Raw genomic sequence first — 25339 nt, forward strand, 5'->3', positions numbered from 1 at the left:
ATCTTCTTATTAGTGGAACACCCCCCACCATCAATTCTCACAAAAAGGAGGTACTCCACTATGCAAAATTCTGTAGTCTCTTGCCCCAAATGCGGCTCTACCAACATCTACAAAAACGGTCATGATAAGTACGGTAACCAACAATACTTTTGCAAAGACTGTAAGCGCACTTTCAGACTTGTTCATTCAAAAAAACACAAGCTCTTCTCTTTCCCTTATCCTAAATGCCCTGTCTGTGGAAAAACTATGCAAATCCACAAAATCAAAAAAGCCTTCGTTAAGTTCCGTTGCCGTTCTTGCCATACCAGAGACGAAATCCCAACTAACTTACCTCAATTTGTCCCTCTTCCTTTCGACTCTTTCAAGTTCTTCCGTTTCCCTATCTTTATTGTCCTTAAAGCCTTCGTCCTTTATTTCAAAGCTGTGTCCTTGCGTTCCATCAGAGACTCACTTAATATCAAAGTCTCTCATGTCGCTATCTACAAGTGGATCCTTAAGTTGTCTTGTTTCTTTTCCATCCTCGTTCCTGTAGATGCTTTCAAAGTCCATGGTGATGAAACTGTCGTTTTGTTTAAATCCAAAAAGTACTATGTTTGGTTCTTAGTTGACCATGAGACGAATCTTATTGTTGCTTGGCATGTATCCAAATATCGCGATATGGGTCAAGTGAAGATATTGTTAGAGAAGTTCTTTGGTAACAACGAAAGAACAATCGAACTAATTACAGATGGACTTGGTGCGTATGGTGCAGTGAAGATACTATACAAGAATATCAATCATATTGTTGTGAGACTTGGGCAAAACAATCAATGTGAATCGAAGTTTTCCTTATTCCAAGACTTTGTACGAGCCAAGCGTGGATTTAAGAATATTGAGAATCTTCCAATGTACGTAAATAGCTTTTGTGTAGTGAGAAATCTCTTGAAACTGAACGGGAATGATATTGCGCGTGTTATGAGTGTTCTATTGTCTTCCATCACTACAAGTTAACAGGATCATTTTTTTGATGCTGTTAACTAAAAGTATTGAAAATTTCCAAAAACCGTATTATCTTCTTATTAGTGGAACACCCCCCACCATCAATTCTCACAAAAAGGAGGTACTCCACTATGCAAAATTCTGTAGTCTCTTGCCCCAAATGCGGCTCTACCAACATCTACAAAAACGGTCATGATAAGTACGGTAACCAACAATACTTTTGCAAAGACTGTAAGCGCACTTTCAGACTTGTTCATTCAAAAAAACACAAGCTCTTCTCTTTCCCTTATCCTAAATGCCCTGTCTGTGGAAAAACTATGCAAATCCACAAAATCAAAAAAGCCTTCGTTAAGTTCCGTTGCCGTTCTTGCCATACCAGAGACGAAATCCCAACTAACTTACCTCAATTTGTCCCTCTTCCTTTCGACTCTTTCAAGTTCTTCCGTTTCCCTATCTTTATTGTCCTTAAAGCCTTCGTCCTTTATTTCAAAGCTGTGTCCTTGCGTTCCATCAGAGACTCACTTAATATCAAAGTCTCTCATGTCGCTATCTACAAGTGGATCCTTAAGTTGTCTTGTTTCTTTTCCATCCTCGTTCCTGTAGATGCTTTCAAAGTCCATGGTGATGAAACTGTCGTTTTGTTTAAATCCAAAAAGTACTACGTTTGGTTCTTAGTTGAGCACGATTCGAATCTTATTGTTGCTTGGCATGTATCCAAATATCGCGATATGGGTCAAGTGAAGATATTGTTAGAGAAGTTCTTTGGTAACAACGAAAGAACAATCGAACTAATTACAGATGGACTTGGTGCATATGGTGCAGTGAAGATACTATACAAGAATATCAATCATATTGTTGTGAGACTTGGGCAAAACAATCAATGTGAATCGAAGTTTTCGTTATTCCAAGACTTTGTACGAGCCAAGCGTGGATTTAAGAATATTGACAATCTTCCAATGTACGTAAACAGTTTTTGTGTAGTGAGAAATCTCTTGAAACTGAATGGCAATGATATTGCGCGTGTTATGAGTGTTCTATTGTCTTCCATCACTACAAGTTAACAGCATCATTTTTTTGATGCTGTTAACTAAAAGTATTGAAAATTTCCAAAAACCGTATTATCTTCTTATTAGTGGAACACCCCCCACCATCAATTCTCACAAAAAGGAGGTACTCCACTATGCAAAATTCTGTAGTCTCTTGCCCCAAATGCGGCTCTACCAACATCTACAAAAACGGTCATGATAAGTACGGTAACCAACAATACTTTTGCAAAGACTGTAAGCGCACTTTCAGACTTGTTCATTCAAAAAAACACAAGCTCTTCTCTTTCCCTTATCCTAAATGCCCTGTCTGTGGAAAAACTATGCAAATCCACAAAATCAAAAAAGCCTTCGTTAAGTTCCGTTGCCGTTCTTGCCATACCAGAGACGAAATCCCAACTAACTTACCTCAATTTGTCCCTCTTCCTTTCGACTCTTTCAAGTTCTTCCGTTTCCCTATCTTTATTGTCCTTAAAGCCTTCGTCCTTTATTTCAAAGCTGTGTCCTTGCGTTCCATCAGAGACTCACTTAATATCAAAGTCTCTCATGTCGCTATCTACAAGTGGATCCTTAAGTTGTCTTGTTTCTTTTCCATCCTCGTTCCTGTAGATGCTTTCAAAGTCCATGGTGATGAAACTGTCGTTTTGTTTAAATCCAAAAAGTACTATGTTTGGTTCTTAGTTGACCATGAGACGAATCTTATTGTTGCTTGGCATGTATCCAAATATCGCGATATGGGTCAAGTGAAGATATTGTTAGAGAAGTTCTTTGGTAACAACGAAAGAACAATCGAACTAATTACAGATGGACTTGGTGCGTATGGTGCAGTGAAGATACTATACAAGAATATCAATCATATTGTTGTGAGACTTGGGCAAAACAATCAATGTGAATCGAAGTTTTCCTTATTCCAAGACTTTGTACGAGCCAAGCGTGGATTTAAGAATATTGAGAATCTTCCAATGTACGTAAATAGCTTTTGTGTAGTGAGAAATCTCTTGAAACTGAACGGGAATGATATTGCGCGTGTTATGAGTGTTCTATTGTCTTCCATCACTACAAGTTAACAGGATCATTTTTTTGATGCTGTTAACTAAAAGTATTGAAAATTTCCAAAAACCGTATTATCTTCTTATTAGTGGAACACCCCCCACCATCAATTCTCACAAAAAGGAGGTACTCCACTATGCAAAATTCTGTAGTCTCTTGCCCCAAATGCGGCTCTACCAACATCTACAAAAACGGTCATGATAAGTACGGTAACCAACAATACTTTTGCAAAGACTGTAAGCGCACTTTCAGACTTGTTCATTCAAAAAAACACAAGCTCTTCTCTTTCCCTTATCCTAAATGCCCTGTCTGTGGAAAAACTATGCAAATCCACAAAATCAAAAAAGCCTTCGTTAAGTTCCGTTGCCGTTCTTGCCATACCAGAGACGAAATCCCAACTAACTTACCTCAATTTGTCCCTCTTCCTTTCGACTCTTTCAAGTTCTTCCGTTTCCCTATCTTTATTGTCCTTAAAGCCTTCGTCCTTTATTTCAAAGCTGTGTCCTTGCGTTCCATCAGAGACTCACTTAATATCAAAGTCTCTCATGTCGCTATCTACAAGTGGATCCTTAAGTTGTCTTGTTTCTTTTCCATCCTCGTTCCTGTAGATGCTTTCAAAGTCCATGGTGATGAAACTGTCGTTTTGTTTAAATCCAAAAAGTACTACGTTTGGTTCTTAGTTGAGCACGATTCGAATCTTATTGTTGCTTGGCATGTATCCAAATATCGCGATATGGGTCAAGTGAAGATATTGTTAGAGAAGTTCTTTGGTAACAACGAAAGAACAATCGAACTAATTACAGATGGACTTGGTGCATATGGTGCAGTGAAGATACTATACAAGAATATCAATCATATTGTTGTGAGACTTGGGCAAAACAATCAATGTGAATCGAAGTTTTCGTTATTCCAAGACTTTGTACGAGCCAAGCGTGGATTTAAGAATATTGACAATCTTCCAATGTACGTAAACAGTTTTTGTGTAGTGAGAAATCTCTTGAAACTGAATGGCAATGATATTGCGCGTGTTATGAGTGTTCTATTGTCTTCCATCACTACAAGTTAACAGCATCATTTTTTTGATGCTGTTAACTAAAAGTATTGAAAATTTCCAAAAACCGTATTATCTTCTTATTAGTGGAACACCCCCCACCATCAATTCTCACAAAAAGGAGGTACTCCACTATGCAAAATTCTGTAGTCTCTTGCCCCAAATGCGGCTCTACCAACATCTACAAAAACGGTCATGATAAGTACGGTAACCAACAATACTTTTGCAAAGACTGTAAGCGCACTTTCAGACTTGTTCATTCAAAAAAACACAAGCTCTTCTCTTTCCCTTATCCTAAATGCCCTGTCTGTGGAAAAACTATGCAAATCCACAAAATCAAAAAAGCCTTCGTTAAGTTCCGTTGCCGTTCTTGCCATACCAGAGACGAAATCCCAACTAACTTACCTCAATTTGTCCCTCTTCCTTTCGACTCTTTCAAGTTCTTCCGTTTCCCTATCTTTATTGTCCTTAAAGCCTTCGTCCTTTATTTCAAAGCTGTGTCCTTGCGTTCCATCAGAGACTCACTTAATATCAAAGTCTCTCATGTCGCTATCTACAAGTGGATCCTTAAGTTGTCTTGTTTCTTTTCCATCCTCGTTCCTGTAGATGCTTTCAAAGTCCATGGTGATGAAACTGTCGTTTTGTTTAAATCCAAAAAGTACTATGTTTGGTTCTTAGTTGACCATGAGACGAATCTTATTGTTGCTTGGCATGTATCCAAATATCGCGATATGGGTCAAGTGAAGATATTGTTAGAGAAGTTCTTTGGTAACAACGAAAGAACAATCGAACTAATTACAGATGGACTTGGTGCGTATGGTGCAGTGAAGATACTATACAAGAATATCAATCATATTGTTGTGAGACTTGGGCAAAACAATCAATGTGAATCGAAGTTTTCCTTATTCCAAGACTTTGTACGAGCCAAGCGTGGATTTAAGAATATTGAGAATCTTCCAATGTACGTAAATAGCTTTTGTGTAGTGAGAAATCTCTTGAAACTGAACGGGAATGATATTGCGCGTGTTATGAGTGTTCTATTGTCTTCCATCACTACAAGTTAACAGGATCATTTTTTTGATGCTGTTAACTAAAAGTATTGAAAATTTCCAAAAACCGTATTATCTTCTTATTAGTGGAACACCCCCCACCATCAATTCTCACAAAAAGGAGGTACTCCACTATGCAAAATTCTGTAGTCTCTTGCCCCAAATGCGGCTCTACCAACATCTACAAAAACGGTCATGATAAGTACGGTAACCAACAATACTTTTGCAAAGACTGTAAGCGCACTTTCAGACTTGTTCATTCAAAAAAAACACAAGCTCTTCTCTTTCCCTTATCCTAAATGCCCTGTCTGTGGAAAAACTATGCAAATCCACAAAATCAAAAAAGCCTTCGTTAAGTTCCGTTGCCGTTCTTGCCATACCAGAGACGAAATCCCAACTAACTTACCTCAATTTGTCCCTCTTCCTTTCGACTCTTTCAAGTTCTTCCGTTTCCCTATCTTTATTGTCCTTAAAGCCTTCGTCCTTTATTTCAAAGCTGTGTCCTTGCGTTCCATCAGAGACTCACTTAATATCAAAGTCTCTCATGTCGCTATCTACAAGTGGATCCTTAAGTTGTCTTGTTTCTTTTCCATCCTCGTTCCTGTAGATGCTTTCAAAGTCCATGGTGATGAAACTGTCGTTTTGTTTAAATCCAAAAAGTACTATGTTTGGTTCTTAGTTGACCATGAGACGAATCTTATTGTTGCTTGGCATGTATCCAAATATCGCGATATGGGTCAAGTGAAGATATTGTTAGAGAAGTTCTTTGGTAACAACGAAAGAACAATCGAACTAATTACAGATGGACTTGGTGCGTATGGTGCAGTGAAGATACTATACAAGAATATCAATCATATTGTTGTGAGACTTGGGCAAAACAATCAATGTGAATCGAAGTTTTCCTTATTCCAAGACTTTGTACGAGCCAAGCGTGGATTTAAGAATATTGAGAATCTTCCAATGTACGTAAATAGCTTTTGTGTAGTGAGAAATCTCTTGAAACTGAACGGGAATGATATTGCGCGTGTTATGAGTGTTCTATTGTCTTCCATCACTACAAGTTAACAGGATCATTTTTTTGATGCTGTTAACTAAAAGTATTGAAAATTTCCAAAAACCGTATTATCTTCTTATTAGTGGAACACCCCCCACCATCAATTCTCACAAAAAGGAGGTACTCCACTATGCAAAATTCTGTAGTCTCTTGCCCCAAATGCGGCTCTACCAACATCTACAAAAACGGTCATGATAAGTACGGTAACCAACAATACTTTTGCAAAGACTGTAAGCGCACTTTCAGACTTGTTCATTCAAAAAAAACACAAGCTCTTCTCTTTCCCTTATCCTAAATGCCCTGTCTGTGGAAAAACTATGCAAATCCACAAAATCAAAAAAGCCTTCGTTAAGTTCCGTTGCCGTTCTTGCCATACCAGAGACGAAATCCCAACTAACTTACCTCAATTTGTCCCTCTTCCTTTCGACTCTTTCAAGTTCTTCCGTTTCCCTATCTTTATTGTCCTTAAAGCCTTCGTCCTTTATTTCAAAGCTGTGTCCTTGCGTTCCATCAGAGACTCACTTAATATCAAAGTCTCTCATGTCGCTATCTACAAGTGGATCCTTAAGTTGTCTTGTTTCTTTTCCATCCTCGTTCCTGTAGATGCTTTCAAAGTCCATGGTGATGAAACTGTCGTTTTGTTTAAATCCAAAAAGTACTATGTTTGGTTCTTAGTTGACCATGAGACGAATCTTATTGTTGCTTGGCATGTATCCAAATATCGCGATATGGGTCAAGTGAAGATATTGTTAGAGAAGTTCTTTGGTAACAACGAAAGAACAATCGAACTAATTACAGATGGACTTGGTGCGTATGGTGCAGTGAAGATACTATACAAGAATATCAATCATATTGTTGTGAGACTTGGGCAAAACAATCAATGTGAATCGAAGTTTTCCTTATTCCAAGACTTTGTACGAGCCAAGCGTGGATTTAAGAATATTGAGAATCTTCCAATGTACGTAAATAGCTTTTGTGTAGTGAGAAATCTCTTGAAACTGAACGGGAATGATATTGCGCGTGTTATGAGTGTTCTATTGTCTTCCATCACTACAAGTTAACAGGATCATTTTTTTGATGCTGTTAACTAAAAGTATTGAAAATTTCCAAAAACCGTATTATCTTCTTATTAGTGGAACACCCCCCACCATCAATTCTCACAAAAAGGAGGTACTCCACTATGCAAAATTCTGTAGTCTCTTGCCCCAAATGCGGCTCTACCAACATCTACAAAAACGGTCATGATAAGTACGGTAACCAACAATACTTTTGCAAAGACTGTAAGCGCACTTTCAGACTTGTTCATTCAAAAAAACACAAGCTCTTCTCTTTCCCTTATCCTAAATGCCCTGTCTGTGGAAAAACTATGCAAATCCACAAAATCAAAAAAGCCTTCGTTAAGTTCCGTTGCCGTTCTTGCCATACCAGAGACGAAATCCCAACTAACTTACCTCAATTTGTCCCTCTTCCTTTCGACTCTTTCAAGTTCTTCCGTTTCCCTATCTTTATTGTCCTTAAAGCCTTCGTCCTTTATTTCAAAGCTGTGTCCTTGCGTTCCATCAGAGACTCACTTAATATCAAAGTCTCTCATGTCGCTATCTACAAGTGGATCCTTAAGTTGTCTTGTTTCTTTTCCATCCTCGTTCCTGTAGATGCTTTCAAAGTCCATGGTGATGAAACTGTCGTTTTGTTTAAATCCAAAAAGTACTACGTTTGGTTCTTAGTTGAGCACGATTCGAATCTTATTGTTGCTTGGCATGTATCCAAATATCGCGATATGGGTCAAGTGAAGATATTGTTAGAGAAGTTCTTTGGTAACAACGAAAGAACAATCGAACTAATTACAGATGGACTTGGTGCATATGGTGCAGTGAAGATACTATACAAGAATATCAATCATATTGTTGTGAGACTTGGGCAAAACAATCAATGTGAATCGAAGTTTTCGTTATTCCAAGACTTTGTACGAGCCAAGCGTGGATTTAAGAATATTGACAATCTTCCAATGTACGTAAACAGTTTTTGTGTAGTGAGAAATCTCTTGAAACTGAATGGCAATGATATTGCGCGTGTTATGAGTGTTCTATTGTCTTCCATCACTACAAGTTAACAGCATCATTTTTTTGATGCTGTTAACTAAAAGTATTGAAAATTTCCAAAAACCGTATTATCTTCTTATTAGTGGAACACCCCCCACCATCAATTCTCACAAAAAGGAGGTACTCCACTATGCAAAATTCTGTAGTCTCTTGCCCCAAATGCGGCTCTACCAACATCTACAAAAACGGTCATGATAAGTACGGTAACCAACAATACTTTTGCAAAGACTGTAAGCGCACTTTCAGACTTGTTCATTCAAAAAAACACAAGCTCTTCTCTTTCCCTTATCCTAAATGCCCTGTCTGTGGAAAAACTATGCAAATCCACAAAATCAAAAAAGCCTTCGTTAAGTTCCGTTGCCGTTCTTGCCATACCAGAGACGAAATCCCAACTAACTTACCTCAATTTGTCCCTCTTCCTTTCGACTCTTTCAAGTTCTTCCGTTTCCCTATCTTTATTGTCCTTAAAGCCTTCGTCCTTTATTTCAAAGCTGTGTCCTTGCGTTCCATCAGAGACTCACTTAATATCAAAGTCTCTCATGTCGCTATCTACAAGTGGATCCTTAAGTTGTCTTGTTTCTTTTCCATCCTCGTTCCTGTAGATGCTTTCAAAGTCCATGGTGATGAAACTGTCGTTTTGTTTAAATCCAAAAAGTACTACGTTTGGTTCTTAGTTGAGCACGATTCGAATCTTATTGTTGCTTGGCATGTATCCAAATATCGCGATATGGGTCAAGTGAAGATATTGTTAGAGAAGTTCTTTGGTAACAACGAAAGAGAAATCGAACTAATCACTGATGGACTTGGTGCGTATGGTGCAGTGAAGATACTATACAAGAATATCAACCATATAGTTGTGAGACTTGGGCAGAACAATCAATGTGAATCTAAATTTTCGTTATTCCAAGACTTTGTACGAGCCAAGCGTGGATTTAAGAATATTGACAATCTTCCAATGTACGTAAACAGCTTTTGTGTAGTGAGAAATCTCTTGAAACTGAACGGGAATGATATTGCGCGTGTTATGAGTGTTCTATTGTCTTCCATCACTACAAGTTAACAGCATCTTTTATTTTGTGGGCTCCACCCACTTTGAGATTTTTTTCACTTTCCAATTATATTAAACCAAACCATGGTAACAAACGCAATCATTTACATGTTACAGTTTGGTAAATTTTACAAATGACTTTTTTCACAATCGCTGCGCTCAAGATTTCGTTGGAACCGAATTGGGGAGGCAAGAAGGATAGGAAATTTAATATTTGTTGTATAATCGTATTGTCTCTATGTTCACGCAAATCTCTTATAGGGGGGATGAGGTATGAAGAGCACAAAGTTTTCATTCACAAAGTTACTTCTGCTTGGATTTGGCTTTTTTGGTATCAGTTTGTTATGGCCACTGTACAACTCGTATGTTCCGATATTTCTCAAAGACTTTAATTTGTCGTCCACACTTATCGGATTTGTGATGACCATTGACAACATCTTTGCGATCATCATGCTTCCACTTATCGGTGTTCTCAGTGACCAAACCAGAACACAACTCGGAAGGCGCATGCCCTATATACTCGTTGGTGCACCACTTTCGGCGATTACCTTTGCACTGATACCACTAACAAGAGCCTGGCAACTGTTGTGGTTGATGATGCTCAATATCATCTTCATGAACTTCTTCATGGCTCTCTTCCGCTCGCCCGTTATCGCACTTATGCCGGACATAACTCCTTCCGAATATAGAAGCCAAGCAAATGGAGTTATAAATTTCATGGGCGGTGTTGGTGCATTACTTGCGTTTTTTGCAGGCAAACCGCTTTACGACAAGCATTATTCACTTCCATTCTATGTCGGTGCAATCGTTATGGTCTTTTCTCAATTGCTTGTTGTTCTCTTCATTAAGGAAGACGAAAAGTACCGCACTAGAAGTGGGGAGAAGATCAGGTTTGAGAATGTTTACAAAAAGACCATGCTTGAATTATCAGAAAACTTAAGAGACGTTTTCAAATCGAACGAAAAAAGCTTACTCATGATGCTTTTATCTATCCTTTTGTGGTTCATTGGCTACAACGCTCTCGAAACATTCTTCACAAGTTATGCGAAATTCCAAATGGGTATCAAAGAGAGCACAGGAGCGCTCGTCCTTGGATTCTTCTCTTTAACGTTCATGCTCTTTGCTATTCCTGCAGGTTTCATAGGCTCTAAAATCGGTAGAAAGAAAACGATGACTATCGGATTGTTAATAGTAATTGCAATACTTCTTGGGGTTATTGTTTCGACAAGGCTTATTTCAGACGCGAATTTACTTACGAAAGTATTCTTTGCACTTTTTGCAATAGGTGGCTTGGGATGGGCGATGGTTAATGTCAATTCATTACCAACAATCGTTGACATGACCGTCGAAGAGAAAGTTGGAGGTTACACAGGTTTGTATTACTTCTTCTCAATGGCTGCAAATATCATAGCTCCTCCACTGGCGGGATTTTTCATCGATAAGATAGGCTACAATACACTCATCATTCTAACGTTGGTATTTTTCTTACTTGCCATACTCACACTCCAGTTTGTGAAGAGAGGAGATGTTAAGGTTCGAAAATAACAGTTATCGAACAACAGATACATCAAAATTAAAGCCCCGCTTTCCGCGGGGCTTTTCACTTAATCCTTCTTTCTTAGCTTTACAGCCGTACCATAGGCAAGGATTTCTGCCGCACTTTGCATTACCGAAGAAGAACCAAATCTTAATCCAACAACAGCATCTGCGCCAAGCTTCTCAGCTTCGTCTATCATCCTTTTCAAAGCCATATTCCTGCTTTCTATCAACAGTTCAGTATAACTCTTTATCTCGCCTCCAGCTAAAGTCTTAAAGGCAGCTGCGATATCCTTCCCCAAGTGTTTTGAGTTAACTATGCTCCCAGTAACAACTCCGAGAGTTTCAACAATTTCATACCCAGGTACGAAATCAGTCGTCACCACTATCATCTGTATCCCTCCTTCGAAAGAAATTCTATCAATCAAAAGAACTCTTCAAACTAAACCTCCTTACACTCGAAAACGAAATAACCTGCCACAACGAACAAAGAAATTATTACAATTACTCCAAACGTATAACCAACGTCGACTTTTCCTTTCTCAAAGACACTTATCCCAAGCTGGTAACTGAACGTATTGAGGTATCTTAAAGGTTTAAGCAACCCAGCCGTGGTTGTTAGCGCAAGTAAGCCGAGTGATGCAAGAAGTGGTTTCACCTGTTCGTTAAAGAGTACCGAGAAGAATGCACTTACAGCATACCACAAAAGTGCTCCAAAGATGTTATGAACCATGAATTTCGGAACAACAGAAACTGCATACTCCTTGCCAACCACAACTGAATAGACTAACGGTAGCAAAGCACCTAGCACCATCAATAAAACCGTAGCAATGGCTGCTGTCGTGAACTTTGTGAAATATATCCACCTGCGCGGTTTTCTGACAAGCAGGAAGATAATTGTACCATTTTCAAATTCCCTTGCAAAGAGCGGAAATCCCATTATTATACCTATAATCCCAACCATCTGTCCAAAATTCTTCCCATACCACTGAGAATTTATATAGAAGTTCCATTCCTTAAGCCTGTTCAACATAGCTCCTGGCAAGAATTTTTCAATCATCGGATTGCCAGAGTAACCTTCAAGCATTGAAACTGTGAACTTTTGGAACGGAGCGACTATAAAGAAGAGCCCTAAAATCACGATAAACACCCCAAAAAATCTCACTCTCATATCGTAAAACTCTTTCCTCATCTTTCACACCACCTTTATTTATTGGATATCTTTAGTCTTCGCGTTGAAATTATTCCTATCCAAAACGAGCGCTTCAAATATGGCTTCAAAAGGAACAGCAGAAAATTCCAAATTTTTCGAAATTGCATAATCTTTAGTCACAATGTAAATATCTTCACTTTCTGTACTTTTGTATTTATAGCCTTCCACCGTCACATCTTTGAGGTCTTTAGGAACACTCACAGCACAGTACTTTTCCTTCATATCGTCAAGATATCCGATATCCATTATCTTCCCCTTACTCATAATTGCAACTTTATCCGCAACCTTTTCAACTTCACTCAGGATATGGCTGGTATAAAAGACACTTTTACCATCAAGCGGGATCTCTCTTATCATCTCAAGAACTTGATTCCTCACTATTGGATCCAATCCCCATGTTGGCTCGTCGAAGATGTAGAGGTCTGATTGCTGTGAAAAAGCGATAGCAAGGTAAAGCTGCGTTGTTTGACCACTCGACAAGCTCGATACCTTCTCATCAACCGGAATTTCAAACCTTTCAACATACTCTATACACTTCTTTTCGTCAAATCTATCCGTTAGCTCCTTAGCTACTTTCACCATACGCTCTACAGTGTACGAGCCGTACAGCTCTTTTCCGTCTGGAACAAAAGAAACAGTCCCGTTCAAAATAATTTCACCCTCATCTTTTCTCCTAAACCCAAGAATACACTTGATGGTTGTTGTCTTTCCTGCACCGTTTGGCCCAAGCAGTGCAAAAATTTCGCCCCTTTTCACATCAAAAGAAACACCGTCTACAGCCCGAATGTTACCGTAGTATTTCTTCAAATTCCTAACGCTAAGAACTAAAGTATCTTCATTCTTTAGAGTTGTCATACTCGTCTCCTCCTTCATTTTGGTGCATATAGACCTCTTCTAACAACCTAAGAACTTCTTCCTTACTTATACCCAAATCCTGGCACCGTTTTAAGACACTCTTTAGTTCTTTGATAAGCCTCTCTTTAGTCTCGAAATAAATCTTGTCTTCAAATCCTACGACAGCATACCTCTCGCCTCGCTCAGCACGTATAATACCTTCCAATTCCAGCTCACGATAAGCCCGGGCAACAGTATTCACATTCACCCCAATATCTTTCGCAAGAGTTCTTATCGAAGGTAACGAATCACCAGGCTTCAGTTTCGAATTCAATATCATTGCCTTTATCTTTTCTTTAATCTGAGCATAAATCGGTACCGAAGAATGAGGATCTACAACAAACCACACACTCAACACTCCCAAAGTAATTCATTCAGTTCCATCTACTGTAATAGTACCATATTACAGTATACGTTGTCAAGAGTTGTAGAGTATGTGAGAAACAAAAATTATGCACCTAAGAAAACAAGTTTTGATAGAAATCAACACTTTCCAACGTATATTTGGTACTTATTCACTACTTATCTTGACAGATCGAACTGTGATGTGGTAGAATTTTCCAGAAATCGGAGGTGTTAACGTGGTTAATTTGGTCCAGCGAGGCCAAAACCTGGTAAGCCAAGGAAGATGTGATGTATATTTTGCTATAATTAGTTCTGCTCTGTTTACTCTTTCAGAGAGTAAAATTTTGGAGTTTCTTAATGCTCTATTGTTTGGTTGTTTAGTCTTATTGTATAATGCGAAATTCAATATTTCTTCTAATAAAGAGACCTCATTTGAGGTCTCTTTTTATTTATTGTTGCATCGGGGGGATGACTGTGCAGATCTTTGATTATGCTTCCGCTAAGATAGTCAACTCCAAGGTTGATATCGATTTTCCTGAAAGGTTTGACACAGAAAATCCAGCGCTTGTCTTATCTCCACCGTTTGTAGACATTCACACTCACGTAAGGCTAAACGACCAAGAAGATTATGATTCACTTAACCGTGCTGCACTTGTTGGAGGATTCGGTGCGTGCGTTATACAACCAAACACAAAACCGCCGATTGAGAATTTAGGTGTTTTGGAAAATCATATCAGATTGTCAAAAGGTAAAGAAGTGAAGTTCTTGCACACTGTAAGTCTGTTTGGAGATATTGAAGACCTAGACGAACTTGAGAATTTCAAAGATAACATCACTGGTTGGTCGACTGACGGAATTAGATACACAAGCGAAGATTTGGTAAGAGCGTTTTCAAGAAAGAAAAATGTACTTGTTTTTGACCATTCGCAAATTCACGAGATACCAGGAGATTTTTACATAGGAACAAGTCTTCCAAATGCATTAAGAACTTACTCAAACGAAGCAATAGCGATATGTCGAACCGTCTTGACAGGTTTGGAATTCGGTTTTAATAAGTTCCACATCCAGCACGTTTCAACAGTCCAGTCTTTAGAGATGATTGAATTTCTCAGAAGGAAAGCGCAAATCACCTGTGAAGTAACTCCTCACCATGTGTTTTTCCTTCCGGAAGATATAAGGAATACCAACCAAAAGATTAATCCCCCAATTTCAAAAGATAGAGATGCACTCGTAAAGGCAGTTCGAGATGGGGTTATAACCTGCTTTGCCACTGACCATGCACCGCATCCTGAGAAGGGTGATAGTTTTGAACAAGCACCGTACGGAAGTTCCCACATAGAGGTTGCGTTCTCGGTGTATCTCACAGTTTTCCAAGATGTAGAGCTAGTCTTGAGGAATCTGACCGTTAATCCTCTGAGGGTGCTTGATAAAACCTACGAAATGTTAGACTTGCACTTTCCAGACGATGCGGTACTGATTGACACAAGCGCTGAGTACGTTGTTGAGAGTAGAAAATTTTTGAGTAAAGGGAAAAACTGCGCATTTGAAGGGCAAAGGTTGAAAGGAAGAATTTTGGGAGTAAGGCGAAACGGAAGGTGGGTGTATTGGAATGGCGAGTTTCTCAATTAAGAATGTCAAATACAACGCGTATCTCTTGACCAAAAAATCCACTATTGAGATCACAGATAGAACGTATCTTATCTCATTTCAGGAAGACCTCGAATTCTCCCCTGGGCAGTTCTGTATGGTGAATGTAGACGGTGCTGGATTAACTCGTAAACCGTTCACACTTGGAAGAATCGAAGGTACTGTCGCCATATCCGTCAAAATCGCTGGTAAAGGTAGTGAGTACATTGTCAAGACAAGTGAAAGACTGAACGTACTTGCACCACTGGGAAATGCATTTGTTCCGGAAAATAGAAATGGGGCGGTTGTTGTTGCACCTTCTTGTCTTGCTGAAGGATTACATCTTTCAGAGCACTTTAAAATCCCTCTCTTTGTCGCTTCTAAGTCTGCGTTGAGTCGCGAAATAACGAGCCAATTCGAGCTAAATACTGTTGTAGGCAACGATGGATATTTGAGATTGCTTGAAGAACTGAACAACTCGAGGTTTGATTGGATATTTGTCAGTGGTTCAAGGATAATGGAAGAGCTGGCTGTAAGGAATATGCCCAATAAGCTTGTTTACGTATCGCTTAATGAATACATGGCTTGTGGGATTGGAGCATGCAAGGGATGTGCGGTTGAGACTATGAATGGAATTAAACACGCGTGCACCGATGGACCAGTTTTTAGGGGTGATGAGATATGGGCAAGGCACTAAATTTAAGAACACCCATTGTGATTGCATCAGGTCCTGGCGGATTTGGTGAGTACCTCAATGTTAGCTCCGTGGACTGGTCGTACGTTGGAGCCTATACTTTAAAGACTGTAACGCTCAATCCTAAATCGGGTAATAAGCCACCGAGGATGTACGCTTCAAAAGAATTTTTGATCAACCGCATTGGCTTGGAAAATCCGGGATTTGATGGTTTACGAAAAATGGTTGAAGATGGGACAATTGATAAATTGGCTTCAATAGTACCACTAATTTTAAGCCTTGGAGGAGATTCTTTCGATGAATACGTTGAAATAACAAAGCTTTGCAGACCATTCTTGGATAAGTTCATAGCTGTAGAATACAATTTCTCCTGCCCTAATGTGCACCACGGAGGGCTTTCGATAATGGTGGATAGAGAAGAGTGGCGCAGGTTGCTAAAAGCGATAAGAACAGAAACAGATGCATTTATCATTGCAAAACTGGGTATTGAAAGCGGATTTGTGGAAGAGATGGCGAGGATTGTTAGTAGCGAAGGATGGGATGGAGTAACGGTTATTAATACAATCCGTGGGCTTATGGTTAATAGTGAAGGACAAACGGTATTGGGCGGTCTATCAGGTCCTGCTCTTTATCCTATCGCTCTTAGGGCTGTGTACGAGGTGAGAAAAGCTCTGCCAGATATTTACATCATCGCCTCTGGAGGAGTTTACGCACCAGAACAAGTGCGTGAGATGTTGAGATTTGGTGCAAATGCCGTAAGTGTCGGTAGTGCGCTCTTTCACGATGAATCGGTGTTGAATGAAATGGGTAAAGAATTCTCCAGATAGTGCGAGGGAGATAGAATCTCAAATTCTGTGGGAGGTGTTTGTATGTTTACGTTGGTTAGTACGAATGCTGCACAGCATACTAAAGTAAGGGTCGTTACCGAACCTGTTTTAAGCCTCGATATGGAAGATCCAATCGGGTTTATTGAAAAGTTCGGAAGTTTCGACTGTGTTAAAGTAGGTCACAATCTCGCTGTCCAAGGAAAGAGGGTCTTAGATTACTTCTACGATAAAGGTTACAAGGTGATTCTGGACCTAAAGTTTTCTGATATTCCATCAACAGTTGCAAGGTCTATAAGAGCGTGGGATCATCCAGCCATCGTTGGTTTTACGGTCCATGCAAATGCAGGTATAGAAAGTGTGAAGGCGGCGCTCGATTCTACCGATAAGATGATATTCTCCGTTATTAAGCTCACATCACTACCTGGAAGGCTAGAAGATTTTGAAAATGTTATCATAGGGCTTTCGAGACTTGGCTCTTCGTTTGTTCTACCTGGAACATGGGCATTAAAGATGCGCAGCAAAATAGGTGGTGCGATACTTGTTCCAGGCATTAGAATGGAGCAGTCAAAGGACGACCAAAAAGATGTTGTATCGCTGTGGGACATATTTGGAGTTGCAAACTTTGCTGTGCTTGGACGAGAAGTCTATAAAGCAAAAGACCCAAGAGAGAAAATTGAGTTTATCAAAGAGAAGGTGAAATTATGGAAGTAACACAAAGAGTTTTGGAAATCCTCAGGATAACCGGGGCTTTGTTGGAAGGACATTTCATACTCTCTTCTGGACTGCACTCAACAAATTATGTACAATGTGCAAAGGTCTTTGAGTATCCAGAATACGGTGAAGAAATTGGCGAATTAATAGCCAAAAAGGTGTTAGATGCTGGAGTGAAGGTCGATGTCGTTGTTGGACCTGCGCTTGGTGGTGTTATTGTAGCTTACGAGGTGAGCAGAAAGCTGAAATCACGGGCGATTTTTACAGAACGGGAAGATAATATCATGAAACTGCGCAGAGGGTTTGAAATACACGAAAAAGAGAATGTGCTTGTCGTCGAAGATGTGGTTACAACAGGTAAGTCAACACTTGAAGTTGTAGAAGTGGTGGAAAGTTCCGGTGGGCAAATAGTGGGATTCGCAAGTGTTATCAATAGGTCAGGAATGGAGAATCCATTTGAAAATCTAAACGAAAAATTTAAAGGGAAGCCTTACTTCTACTTGGTGAAGTTCGACTTCCCCACTTATAAGCCTGAGGATTGTCCACTTTGCAAGTCCGGAATTCCTGCCGTAAAACCTGGGAGCAGGAAGATGAACGCGAAGTGAGATCACTTTTGCCTGTACGATTTAAGATACTTTTCTCTCAGTACTCTTGCATGCTCGGATGGTAAGACTGAAACATTTCCAATTTTGAGTGCTTCGATGTATATCTGTGCAGTCTTTTCGGCAACGAGTGTTGCAACGAATGCCTCATGTAGGTTCTCACCCACGGCCACAAGGCCGTGGTTTTTTAGAAAGACGCAGTGGTTGTCTCCGAGTGACTTTACAGCATTTTTAGCGAGTTCTTTCGTCCCCGGGAGCGCGTATTCCGAGACAAAAAGGCGTTCACCAAGAATCATGACCGCATCTTCAACAATTGGCGGGATTTCCTGTAAAGTTATAGAGACTATTGTAGAATAAATAGGATGCGTGTGAATTACGGCGTGTACGTCTGCTCTCTTATCATAGATTTCGATGTGGAGTGGTAACTCTGAAGAAGGAGCTAATTCACCGTAGACTTTATTACCTTTGGAATCCACAACGGTGATATGTTTAGGTGTCAATTTATCGTAGGGAAAGCCTGAAGGTGTAATGTATATGTACCCACCATCTCTAACGCTTATATTCCCCCATGTACCTTTCGTTAGACCTTCTTCGGAAACTTTACGTGCGTAGTCGATTATTGATGCAGCAATGTCGTAATCGAATGAGAATTTTTCTACCTTTCTCTTAGCCATTTGCTTTCCCCTTTCAAATTTTGAATTGATAAATTATTTTACAACACCCTGTGTACCCCGTTGCTGGTCTCAACGTTTAATAGAGTTGGTGAGATTCCAAATTTTACTCTGTAAGATGCTGCCACTTTTTCAAATATGCTTTCAAAGTTGCCTTTCGCAAGTACAATAATGCTTCCGCCAAAGCCTGCTCCCACTATTCTTGCACCTAAAACGTTTGAATATTCTCTGAGTTTTTCGATAAGAAAATCAATTTCTTCGCAGGAAACTTCGTAATTATCTTTTAGGCTGTAATGTGATTCATAGAGGTATTTTCCGACAAGAACCAAATTGTCATCTTCGAGTGCAGTCAGTGTTTTCAATACCCTTGCATTTTCAGTAACAACGTGCAATGCGCGTTTTTTCAATACGGGATCTTGGATTTTCTCAACATCTTCGAGTGTTACTTCCCTGAACGAAGACTTACCCATTGCCTGAAGTGAAAGTTCACATTCATGTCTTCTCTTGTTGTACTCGGACGAGCCTAATTCGTGCTTAACACCGGAATTGATAAGGTAGAGTTTGGTATCATCAAGGCGTAGAGGGACGTATTTGTATTCTCTTGTCATCGTATCAATAAAGAGAGCATGGTCTTCTTTTGATAGTGCAACAGTGTACTGGTCCATTATCCCGCAACGTACACCAACGAACTCCACTTCACACTCGTGTGCGATTTTGGCCAGCTCTTCGCGGTTTATCTCATAACCCATCATTTGGGAAATTGCATACCCTGCCCCCACTTCTAAAGCGGCAGAGCTCGACAGCCCAGCACCCATTGGGAGGTCAGAATCAACGTGCATTGTGAACGGTTCCACTCGGTAGCCATGTTCTTGCAATTTCACAATCATGCCTATTACATAGTCTGCCCAAGAGTTTGTCTTCGTTGGTGTATCGAATTCTATTCCCTTTTTCAACTGCTGGGAAAATACCTTAAACCTTTTTGATGGTTCAATCTCTATCTTTATATAGCGCTTTATGGCAAACGGCAGTACGAACCCATCGTTATAGTCCGTGTGTTCACCAATGAGATTCGCGCGCCCCGGTGAGTAAATCACTATTTTGTTATCCCCCATATCACACCTCAACCTCCACATTTCTCAGTTCTTTTGCAGCTTCCTCTGGAATTTTCGGATTGATGAATGCCCACGTTCCGGTCTCGACACTTGCCATCCATTTGATTTTATCTTTGTCGCGCTTGACAGGGTTGAATTCTATATGGAAATGAAACGCATGTGAATAGCTGATATCGTTGACTGGCGCTTGGAAAAGCATCATCATGTAAGGAAATGCTTGCTTAAATAGCAAATCATACTTCATTGTAACAACTTTTAGGGCTTTTGACAAGTGATATCTTTCGATGTTTGTAAGCTCTACAATCGTGCTTACGTGCCTTTTTGGATATATGTGAACTTCGTAAGGCCAGCGTGCGTAAAATGGAACGAGTGCAATGAAAGATTCGTTTTCATATATTATTCTCTTTTCGAATTTTACCTCACTATCAACTATATCACAGACTGCGCATCTTCCGTTTTCGTCATAATATTTTGCCAGTGCTTGCAATTTGGCTTCTATACGTTTGGGAATAAATGGAAATGCATACAACTGCCCGTGCGGATGTGGCAGAGTTGCTCCAACTTCTTTCCCTCGGTTCTCAAATATGAAGACGTACTTTATGAACCTGTTCTGCGCTAAATCAAGGTACCTATCAGCCCACATTCGGATTAACTTTTCAATCTGATGGATAGGCATCATGCTCATTGCACTCTCATGGTCGATCGTGTAGACAACGACCTCACATTTTCCATTTGAACGAGCTTTTTGATATATACCTTCGCTTTCAACTTCAGGAGCATCCAATTTCATTGATGGATATCTATTATCAAATGATACCAAATCGTAATCACCTTCGAATTCGTCACCACCGGGACAAAGCGGGCAGAAGTTCGTCGGGTTTGTTGGCCTTGCCTGCGTGAAGGCGGAAACCATGACCCATTCACCTGTAAGTAAATTCCACCTGCGTTCCATCATCGCTCCTCACCGTCCTTCGCTATACTACTGATGTGTTTCTTCATAGTAATTGAAAGTTCTGCCGTCTGTCCTCTTTTCTACTATCTTTTTCAGTTCGACCCTCGGTGTATCGTAACTGACCATGTATTGTGGGATAGTAAGTTCTTCAATAATCACTTCATCACAACCGTTTACTCCGCAACTTGTTATTGTATATTTTCCGTCAATTAGACCTTTGATTTTGAATCTCCTACGTCCGTAGGTTTTATACTTCTTGATAAGTTTCCAGAGTTTCATGTCAATTTCGTACGAGAGATTGTCGCTTTGAATTATCATATTGTCTAGGAATAAAGAAACCAAAGTGTAGAGTTCTCTTTGAGCATCGTTGATTTGCGTATCTTCTTTTCTAAGCATAAGGCAATCTGGGTCGTTCCACCACAAAATATTGTTCATAAAAGCGCGGGTGATTACATTTCTAAGAGCGTAATATGCATTTGGATAGCCTATATCCGGTGCATTTGGATCCCAGTAAGGAGCTGTATCGGCTCCAATACGCATACCATCAACAAAACCGACACTTGGTAGTAGTGGTGCACCGCAACCGAGCACAAATGAATCTCCCACGGCTTCTCGAATAACCTTTAACCCGTTTCTGTACGCTTCAACTGGAGAAGTGTTCTCTGCATATCTTCTACCTTGGATCGCTCCTGCGAAAAGAAAGTCAATCTTGAAGTAATCAAATCCGCTTTCTTTTAATGTAATAAAAAGTTTCCTCAACCATTCAATTGCCTCAGGATGTGTTGTGTCAAGTGCATAAATCTTCTTGTTCCAGTTTTCGTATGCAACAACAGGCAGGCCATATTCATCCTTAACAAGCCAGTCAGGATGGTTTTTAAACACGCTTGAAGTTTCAGAGATACTGAAAGGTGCTAGCCATATACCAGGCTTGTAACCGTATGATGCTATCTTATCGGCCATTTCTTTCAGACTTGGGAACTTTTCGTTTGGTATCCAATCTCCGATGTCGACTTCCCACGCATCATCTATTTGGAAAACCTCATAGCCCAGATCTAGTTCTTTTGATTTATCTAAGTCGGAAACCATCTTTTGGTAGTCATAATCAAGATAATATTGATACCAACTTGACCAGCCAATAGGATTATGGGATGAAAAGGCAATATCGTTTTCTTTAGCGATTAATTCAGCGTAGTAGAAAAGTCCATCGTCTGGAGCGAGATTTAGGATAACCACTGGCTCAATAGGTGTCCATTCATGGAACGTTTTACCGAAGTATCTTGAATGAACAGATACGTTATCATCGTTGAGTCTAAAATAAACATGTCCTATTTGGGATTTCAGAGCACCTATTACAAATTCTTCTGAAGCTATGAAATAATCACTGATAAGGTTGTTAAAATAAACTTCAGGCATTATCGATGCACTGAAACCGAATTTTTGAATCAGTTCTTTTGGGAAATCAAGCTTAAACTCCTTTGTGATTACTCTTGCCGGTCCCCAAGATTGCCAATTGTTTACAAGAACTTTGTCTGGTCTTGGAAACGAGAAAAGTTCAACATCATCAACTCTTCCCTTCACTTCTCCTGTAATTTTGTATCCTGAAGGAATCTTCGAAACTTCTAAGAGTATTTCGTAACCGTCACACTGACGATAGCCCATTATTTTACGGATTTCACTCAGGCTTGATACATACATTCTTCTCACACTCCTTTGAAATAGATCATTATGTCGTCTCCCTTACAACAAGTTCCACATCCAATACTATTTGTTTGTTTACGATTTCTTTTCTTTTGATCATCTCGTAAAGCAATTCAAACGCCTGCTCACCTTCTCTTTGCTTATCTATACGAACGGTTGTCAGCCTCGGCTGTATGAAGTGAGCAAAAGCGATGTCGTCGTATCCAACAACTGATACGTCTTTCGGAACAAGATAACCCTTTTCTCGGAGTGCTTGAATTGCACCGATTGCAGAAATATCGTTGAAACAAAATACCCCATCGAACTCCAACCCTGATTCTATGATTTCAATCATCTTTCGATACGAGTTCTCCACACCTTCTTCGACCTCAAAGACGTAGCTTTGGTCAAATGGGATCAGGTGTTCATGAAGAGCTTTTCTGTAGCCCTCGAGTCTCATTCGCGCAACCGATTTGTACAAAAATCCGCTGAGGTAGACTATCTTTTTCCTGCCTCTTTCGATCAGATGGCTCACTGCCAAGTAGCTCCCCCTGACATCATTACTGTAAACCTCTGGCAGTTCAATCTCATCAAAGTGAACACCAAGAATTACAAATGGAACAGAGGCTTTCATGAGCAGTTGTATATCTCCACTCTTTTCTTGCGTAGGAGCAATGATAATTCCATCGACCCTCCTACTGAGCATAGTTCTCACAGCTTCTTCCTCTAATTCGTAATCTTTTTCCGTGTTCATGAATATGACGTTGAAGCCTCGTCTTCGTGCTGCCATCTCTACCGCCTTGAGTACTTCTGAATAAAATGGATTCGAACTATCTTCTAAGATTACGCCTATAACTTTTGTCAATCCGTATCTTAGGGATGTTGCGGTAGCATCCTTTATGTACCCAAGTTCCTTGGCTACTTTCAGAACTTTCTCTTTCGTTTCCTTGTTTATATCAGGTTTATTGTTGAGTGCTCTGGACACTGTGTTTATCGAAACACCGGCTGCTTTAGCAACATCACGTATGGTAACGAATTTCTTCAAATGCATCACCCCTAGAAATTCTCTTGTCTAATGGTAAGCCTAAGTTGAAATGGTGCCAGCGTTTGTAATTGACCATCGATATATATCTTAGTTTCATTTGGTAATATGTTCAAAACGTATGTCTTGTTGGCACCATCTTCGTTTACATTTGTTATTTCATAACCGTATCCAGAAATCCTTGGCTTCAGAACTTCGGACAATAACAACTTCCAACCGTATTCATCGAGAACAGCCCCCACATAGTAACGGTTACCTTTGACCGTTATAAATGGACTTCCATCTTTAAAGCATCCGATAACTTTCGCGTTGCCAACTTCTATTTCGTCTTTCCAGAAGGTTGTTGTAACAGGTTGTGCAAAAACATACGCCTCATCGCTTGTGATTGCACCAAAGTCTGTAACCTCGATCCCGAATTCGTCAATAAGGTTCCAAGGCATCCTCTCAGTAATCCAGTTGTACTCATCCTTTATTCCAGACATCGCTGTCATATAAACGGGGCCATTGAACTTTCTTACTTTTTCGGTGAAGGATTCAGAAATGTACGAGGCATAAGGAATTATTAGAACGTCGTACCTGTCTATTTCATCATCTTTGAATACGAATTCCACGTTGTATCCCAAGTTCTTAACAGCTTTGTAGATATCCACAAGTGCATCCCAATATCTGAAATTTCGATTCAGGTGGTTTATTCTGTGTATCCATTCATTTTCATAATCGAAGTAAATTGCTACTTCCGGTTCTGGATACAATATTCCAGAAGTTTCGTTGCGAACCTGTGAATAAGCTTCCAATCTTTTCGTTGGTCTTCCGTTGTAGTCCAGTAAACCCGCATGGTATTGCTCAGCTCCAAAACGGATTTGTTCAAACCGAAACGGCATAACTCCCATAGCTCCGTTCAGATACGCTTGCTTGGTCCACATTGCGAGGTATTCGGGCTTGTAGTTATTGTTAACCTGCCTCCAGTTCACCCTTCCAGGTTGCTGTTCTATAACCAAGAACGGCTGATGTTTAAGTGATCTCATCAGAGAATGATTCGCCGATTGTCTTAAAGGATCGTATTCTTCAGTTGCAATGTAGTTATCCCATGAGACAAAATCGATATACTTAGCCATCTTTCGGTAGTCCAAATCCATGAAATCAACCATAAAATTATGCGTTATCGGCTTTGCAGAGTATTTCCTAATCAGTTCAACTTGCATTCTTAGGAACCTTATAGAACTATCGGACATGAATCTGTAAATATCAAGCATTTGGTGAGGATTCTCAAATGTTGGAGTGTTTATTGGGAAAACTATCTCATCCCAGTCGTTGTACGTTTGACTCCAGAAAACCGTTCCCCAACGTTTGTTCAGGTTCTCAAGTGTTCCATATTTTTCTTTCAACCATTCTCGGAAGGCCTTAAGGTCATCGTCGGTAAAACTGTACGTGGTGCCGTGGCATCCAAATTCATTGTCGATCTGCCAAAGATCAATTGTGTCGCCATACCTTGATGCGTATTGTTCGACTATTCTCAACGCATAATCCAAGTACACTTTGGAATTCAACGAGTAATGTCTTCGACTTCCGAACCCTCTTGTCCTTCCTCCCCAATCCTTTGGAAGAATTTCAGGGTACTTATTGATGAGCCATGCTGGAGGAGTTGCTGTTGGCGTTCCCAGAATTATTTTGATACCGTTTTTACTAAGAAGTTCTATTGCCTCATCGAGCAAAGAGAAATCAAACTCACCGTCTTTTGGTTCAACTACACTCCACATGAATTCGCCTATTCTCACCCATTCAATACCGTACGCTTTCATCAACTCAATGTGCTTTGTCCAATATGACTTGTCCCAGTGTTCAGGATAATAATCAGCACCATAAATGTCCATGTTAATAACCTCCTCAAAATCTTTATTTTATACGTCCTCATCTCTAAGTTAAGCCATGCCCAAGTACTTTTTCAATATTATTCGGTAACGTTACCGAACATATCAGTGATATTTAATCAAAAATTCTTGGAATTTCAAACAATCGATATTGGCAGATTTGGGTAATTATACAAATTTAAAAGCGGAAAGATTTC

Annotated in this window: 23 protein-coding genes and 2 pseudogenes; 15 read left to right on the top strand and 10 right to left on the bottom strand. The window is 39.8% G+C overall.

The window, feature by feature from the left end:
* Positions 1-60: 60 nt before the first annotated feature.
* The 10 genes and pseudogenes from NA23_RS04095 to NA23_RS04150 all read left to right on the top strand — a co-directional run bounded on the left by NA23_RS04095 (position 61) and on the right by NA23_RS04150 (position 10917).
* On the top strand, positions 61-990 hold the full coding sequence (locus tag NA23_RS04095) for a DDE-type integrase/transposase/recombinase (RefSeq protein WP_033192050.1): 930 nt from the start codon (positions 61-63) through the stop codon (positions 988-990).
* 119 nt (positions 991-1109) lie between these two features.
* Positions 1110-2039 carry a DDE-type integrase/transposase/recombinase gene (locus NA23_RS04100; protein ID WP_033192800.1) on the top strand — a complete coding sequence of 310 codons (930 nt, stop codon included), beginning with the start codon at positions 1110-1112 and terminating at the stop codon, positions 2037-2039.
* 119 nt (positions 2040-2158) lie between these two features.
* Complete coding sequence (locus NA23_RS04105; RefSeq protein ID WP_033192050.1) at positions 2159-3088, top strand: DDE-type integrase/transposase/recombinase; 930 nt, start codon at positions 2159-2161, stop codon at positions 3086-3088.
* 119 nt (positions 3089-3207) lie between these two features.
* Positions 3208-4137, top strand: coding sequence for a DDE-type integrase/transposase/recombinase (locus NA23_RS04110; RefSeq protein WP_033192800.1), 930 nt, complete (start codon positions 3208-3210; stop codon positions 4135-4137).
* Positions 4138-4256: 119 nt separating this feature from the next.
* Positions 4257-5186: a DDE-type integrase/transposase/recombinase gene (locus NA23_RS04115; RefSeq protein WP_033192050.1), complete on the top strand. Its 930-nt coding sequence runs from the start codon at positions 4257-4259 to the stop codon at positions 5184-5186.
* Positions 5187-5305: 119 nt separating this feature from the next.
* Positions 5306-6236 (top strand): annotated as a pseudogene (locus NA23_RS04125) (DDE-type integrase/transposase/recombinase).
* Between the two features lie 119 nt (positions 6237-6355).
* Positions 6356-7286: pseudogene (locus NA23_RS04135) on the top strand (DDE-type integrase/transposase/recombinase).
* 119 nt (positions 7287-7405) lie between these two features.
* Positions 7406-8335, top strand: a complete 930-nt coding sequence (locus NA23_RS04140; RefSeq protein WP_033192800.1) for a DDE-type integrase/transposase/recombinase — start codon at positions 7406-7408, stop codon at positions 8333-8335.
* Positions 8336-8454: 119 nt separating this feature from the next.
* Positions 8455-9384 carry a DDE-type integrase/transposase/recombinase gene (locus NA23_RS04145; protein WP_033190913.1) on the top strand — a complete coding sequence of 310 codons (930 nt, stop codon included), beginning with the start codon at positions 8455-8457 and terminating at the stop codon, positions 9382-9384.
* A gap of 261 nt (positions 9385-9645) precedes the next feature.
* Positions 9646-10917, top strand: coding sequence for an MFS transporter (locus NA23_RS04150; RefSeq protein WP_033191004.1), 1272 nt, complete (start codon positions 9646-9648; stop codon positions 10915-10917).
* A gap of 59 nt (positions 10918-10976) precedes the next feature.
* Here the strand turns inward: NA23_RS04150 and NA23_RS04155 are convergent, their stop codons facing one another.
* Genes NA23_RS04155 through NA23_RS04170 form a run of 4 tightly spaced genes read right to left on the bottom strand, consistent with a single transcriptional unit; the run spans position 10977 to position 13364 of the window.
* Positions 10977-11300 carry a YbjQ family protein gene (locus NA23_RS04155; RefSeq protein WP_033191003.1) on the bottom strand — a complete coding sequence of 108 codons (324 nt, stop codon included), beginning with the start codon at positions 11298-11300 and terminating at the stop codon, positions 10977-10979.
* 50 nt (positions 11301-11350) lie between these two features.
* Positions 11351-12100: an ABC transporter permease subunit gene (locus NA23_RS04160; protein ID WP_052107036.1), complete on the bottom strand. Its 750-nt coding sequence runs from the start codon at positions 12098-12100 to the stop codon at positions 11351-11353.
* An 18-nt stretch (positions 12101-12118) separates the two neighbouring features.
* Entirely contained in the window at positions 12119-12976 is an 858-nt protein-coding gene (locus NA23_RS04165) for an ABC transporter ATP-binding protein (protein WP_033191002.1), read from the bottom strand.
* A complete protein-coding gene (locus tag NA23_RS04170) occupies positions 12957-13364 on the bottom strand; it encodes a GntR family transcriptional regulator (protein ID WP_033191001.1) in 408 nt (135 codons plus the stop codon). Before NA23_RS04170 ends, NA23_RS04165 begins: the two co-directional genes overlap by 20 nt.
* A 464-nt stretch (positions 13365-13828) precedes the next feature.
* On the opposite strand from NA23_RS04170, the gene NA23_RS04175 reads away from it, so the two are divergent.
* From NA23_RS04175 to pyrE, 5 genes are read left to right on the top strand one after another with little or no spacing between them, the layout of a single operon-like run.
* Positions 13829-14989, top strand: coding sequence for a dihydroorotase (locus tag NA23_RS04175; RefSeq protein ID WP_407918645.1), 1161 nt, complete (start codon positions 13829-13831; stop codon positions 14987-14989).
* Complete coding sequence (locus NA23_RS04180; protein WP_052107035.1) at positions 14970-15683, top strand: iron-sulfur cluster-binding protein; 714 nt, start codon at positions 14970-14972, stop codon at positions 15681-15683. The genes NA23_RS04175 and NA23_RS04180 overlap by 20 nt, the downstream gene beginning before the upstream one ends.
* Positions 15668-16507 carry a dihydroorotate dehydrogenase gene (locus tag NA23_RS04185; protein ID WP_033190998.1) on the top strand — a complete coding sequence of 280 codons (840 nt, stop codon included), beginning with the start codon at positions 15668-15670 and terminating at the stop codon, positions 16505-16507. The genes NA23_RS04180 and NA23_RS04185 overlap by 16 nt, the downstream gene beginning before the upstream one ends.
* A gap of 42 nt (positions 16508-16549) precedes the next feature.
* On the top strand, positions 16550-17218 hold the full coding sequence (gene pyrF / locus NA23_RS04190) for an orotidine-5'-phosphate decarboxylase (protein ID WP_052107034.1): 669 nt from the start codon (positions 16550-16552) through the stop codon (positions 17216-17218).
* On the top strand, positions 17209-17823 hold the full coding sequence (gene pyrE, locus NA23_RS04195) for an orotate phosphoribosyltransferase (RefSeq protein WP_033190997.1): 615 nt from the start codon (positions 17209-17211) through the stop codon (positions 17821-17823). Before pyrF ends, pyrE begins: the two co-directional genes overlap by 10 nt.
* A gap of 2 nt (positions 17824-17825) precedes the next feature.
* Here pyrE and NA23_RS04200 read toward each other — a convergent pair whose 3' ends face one another.
* The 6 genes from NA23_RS04200 to NA23_RS04225 are packed head-to-tail and all read right to left on the bottom strand — an operon-like array spanning position 17826 to position 25145.
* Positions 17826-18494 carry a class II aldolase/adducin family protein gene (locus NA23_RS04200; protein WP_052107033.1) on the bottom strand — a complete coding sequence of 223 codons (669 nt, stop codon included), beginning with the start codon at positions 18492-18494 and terminating at the stop codon, positions 17826-17828.
* A 38-nt stretch (positions 18495-18532) separates the two neighbouring features.
* Positions 18533-19588 carry a galactokinase gene (locus NA23_RS04205; RefSeq protein ID WP_033192378.1) on the bottom strand — a complete coding sequence of 352 codons (1056 nt, stop codon included), beginning with the start codon at positions 19586-19588 and terminating at the stop codon, positions 18533-18535.
* Positions 19589-19604: 16 nt separating this feature from the next.
* A complete protein-coding gene (gene galT, locus NA23_RS04210; protein WP_033190996.1) occupies positions 19605-20558 on the bottom strand; it encodes a galactose-1-phosphate uridylyltransferase in 954 nt (317 codons plus the stop codon).
* Positions 20559-20582: 24 nt separating this feature from the next.
* Positions 20583-22250: a glycoside hydrolase family 36 protein gene (locus NA23_RS04215; protein WP_033190995.1), complete on the bottom strand. Its 1668-nt coding sequence runs from the start codon at positions 22248-22250 to the stop codon at positions 20583-20585.
* A 28-nt stretch (positions 22251-22278) separates the two neighbouring features.
* A complete protein-coding gene (locus NA23_RS04220) occupies positions 22279-23283 on the bottom strand; it encodes a LacI family DNA-binding transcriptional regulator (protein WP_033192377.1) in 1005 nt (334 codons plus the stop codon).
* A 5-nt stretch (positions 23284-23288) separates the two neighbouring features.
* The gene (locus NA23_RS04225) at positions 23289-25145 is read right to left on the bottom strand and encodes a beta-galactosidase (protein WP_033190994.1); all 1857 of its coding nucleotides are present in this window, start codon (positions 25143-25145) and stop codon (positions 23289-23291) included.
* Positions 25146-25339 lie beyond the last annotated feature (194 nt).

The organism is Fervidobacterium islandicum, assembly GCF_000767275.3.
Lineage (GTDB): Bacteria > Thermotogota > Thermotogae > Thermotogales > Fervidobacteriaceae > Fervidobacterium > Fervidobacterium islandicum.

Coding starts and splice junctions, on each gene's coding strand:
- NA23_RS04095 (WP_033192050.1), top strand. CDS start 61: ATGCAAAATTCTGTAGTCTCTTGCCCCAAATGCGGCTCTACCAACATC.
- NA23_RS04100 (WP_033192800.1), top strand. CDS start 1,110: ATGCAAAATTCTGTAGTCTCTTGCCCCAAATGCGGCTCTACCAACATC.
- NA23_RS04105 (WP_033192050.1), top strand. CDS start 2,159: ATGCAAAATTCTGTAGTCTCTTGCCCCAAATGCGGCTCTACCAACATC.
- NA23_RS04110 (WP_033192800.1), top strand. CDS start 3,208: ATGCAAAATTCTGTAGTCTCTTGCCCCAAATGCGGCTCTACCAACATC.
- NA23_RS04115 (WP_033192050.1), top strand. CDS start 4,257: ATGCAAAATTCTGTAGTCTCTTGCCCCAAATGCGGCTCTACCAACATC.
- NA23_RS04140 (WP_033192800.1), top strand. CDS start 7,406: ATGCAAAATTCTGTAGTCTCTTGCCCCAAATGCGGCTCTACCAACATC.
- NA23_RS04145 (WP_033190913.1), top strand. CDS start 8,455: ATGCAAAATTCTGTAGTCTCTTGCCCCAAATGCGGCTCTACCAACATC.
- NA23_RS04150 (WP_033191004.1), top strand. CDS start 9,646: ATGAAGAGCACAAAGTTTTCATTCACAAAGTTACTTCTGCTTGGATTT.
- NA23_RS04155 (WP_033191003.1), bottom strand. CDS start 11,300: ATGATAGTGGTGACGACTGATTTCGTACCTGGGTATGAAATTGTTGAA.
- NA23_RS04160 (WP_052107036.1), bottom strand. CDS start 12,100: ATGAGGAAAGAGTTTTACGATATGAGAGTGAGATTTTTTGGGGTGTTT.
- NA23_RS04165 (WP_033191002.1), bottom strand. CDS start 12,976: ATGACAACTCTAAAGAATGAAGATACTTTAGTTCTTAGCGTTAGGAAT.
- NA23_RS04175 (WP_407918645.1), top strand. CDS start 13,829: ATGACTGTGCAGATCTTTGATTATGCTTCCGCTAAGATAGTCAACTCC.
- NA23_RS04180 (WP_052107035.1), top strand. CDS start 14,970: ATGGCGAGTTTCTCAATTAAGAATGTCAAATACAACGCGTATCTCTTG.
- NA23_RS04185 (WP_033190998.1), top strand. CDS start 15,668: ATGGGCAAGGCACTAAATTTAAGAACACCCATTGTGATTGCATCAGGT.
- pyrF (WP_052107034.1), top strand. CDS start 16,550: ATGTTTACGTTGGTTAGTACGAATGCTGCACAGCATACTAAAGTAAGG.
- pyrE (WP_033190997.1), top strand. CDS start 17,209: ATGGAAGTAACACAAAGAGTTTTGGAAATCCTCAGGATAACCGGGGCT.
- NA23_RS04200 (WP_052107033.1), bottom strand. CDS start 18,494: ATGGCTAAGAGAAAGGTAGAAAAATTCTCATTCGATTACGACATTGCT.
- galT (WP_033190996.1), bottom strand. CDS start 20,558: ATGATGGAACGCAGGTGGAATTTACTTACAGGTGAATGGGTCATGGTT.
- NA23_RS04215 (WP_033190995.1), bottom strand. CDS start 22,250: ATGTATGTATCAAGCCTGAGTGAAATCCGTAAAATAATGGGCTATCGT.
- NA23_RS04220 (WP_033192377.1), bottom strand. CDS start 23,283: ATGCATTTGAAGAAATTCGTTACCATACGTGATGTTGCTAAAGCAGCC.
- NA23_RS04225 (WP_033190994.1), bottom strand. CDS start 25,145: ATGGACATTTATGGTGCTGATTATTATCCTGAACACTGGGACAAGTCA.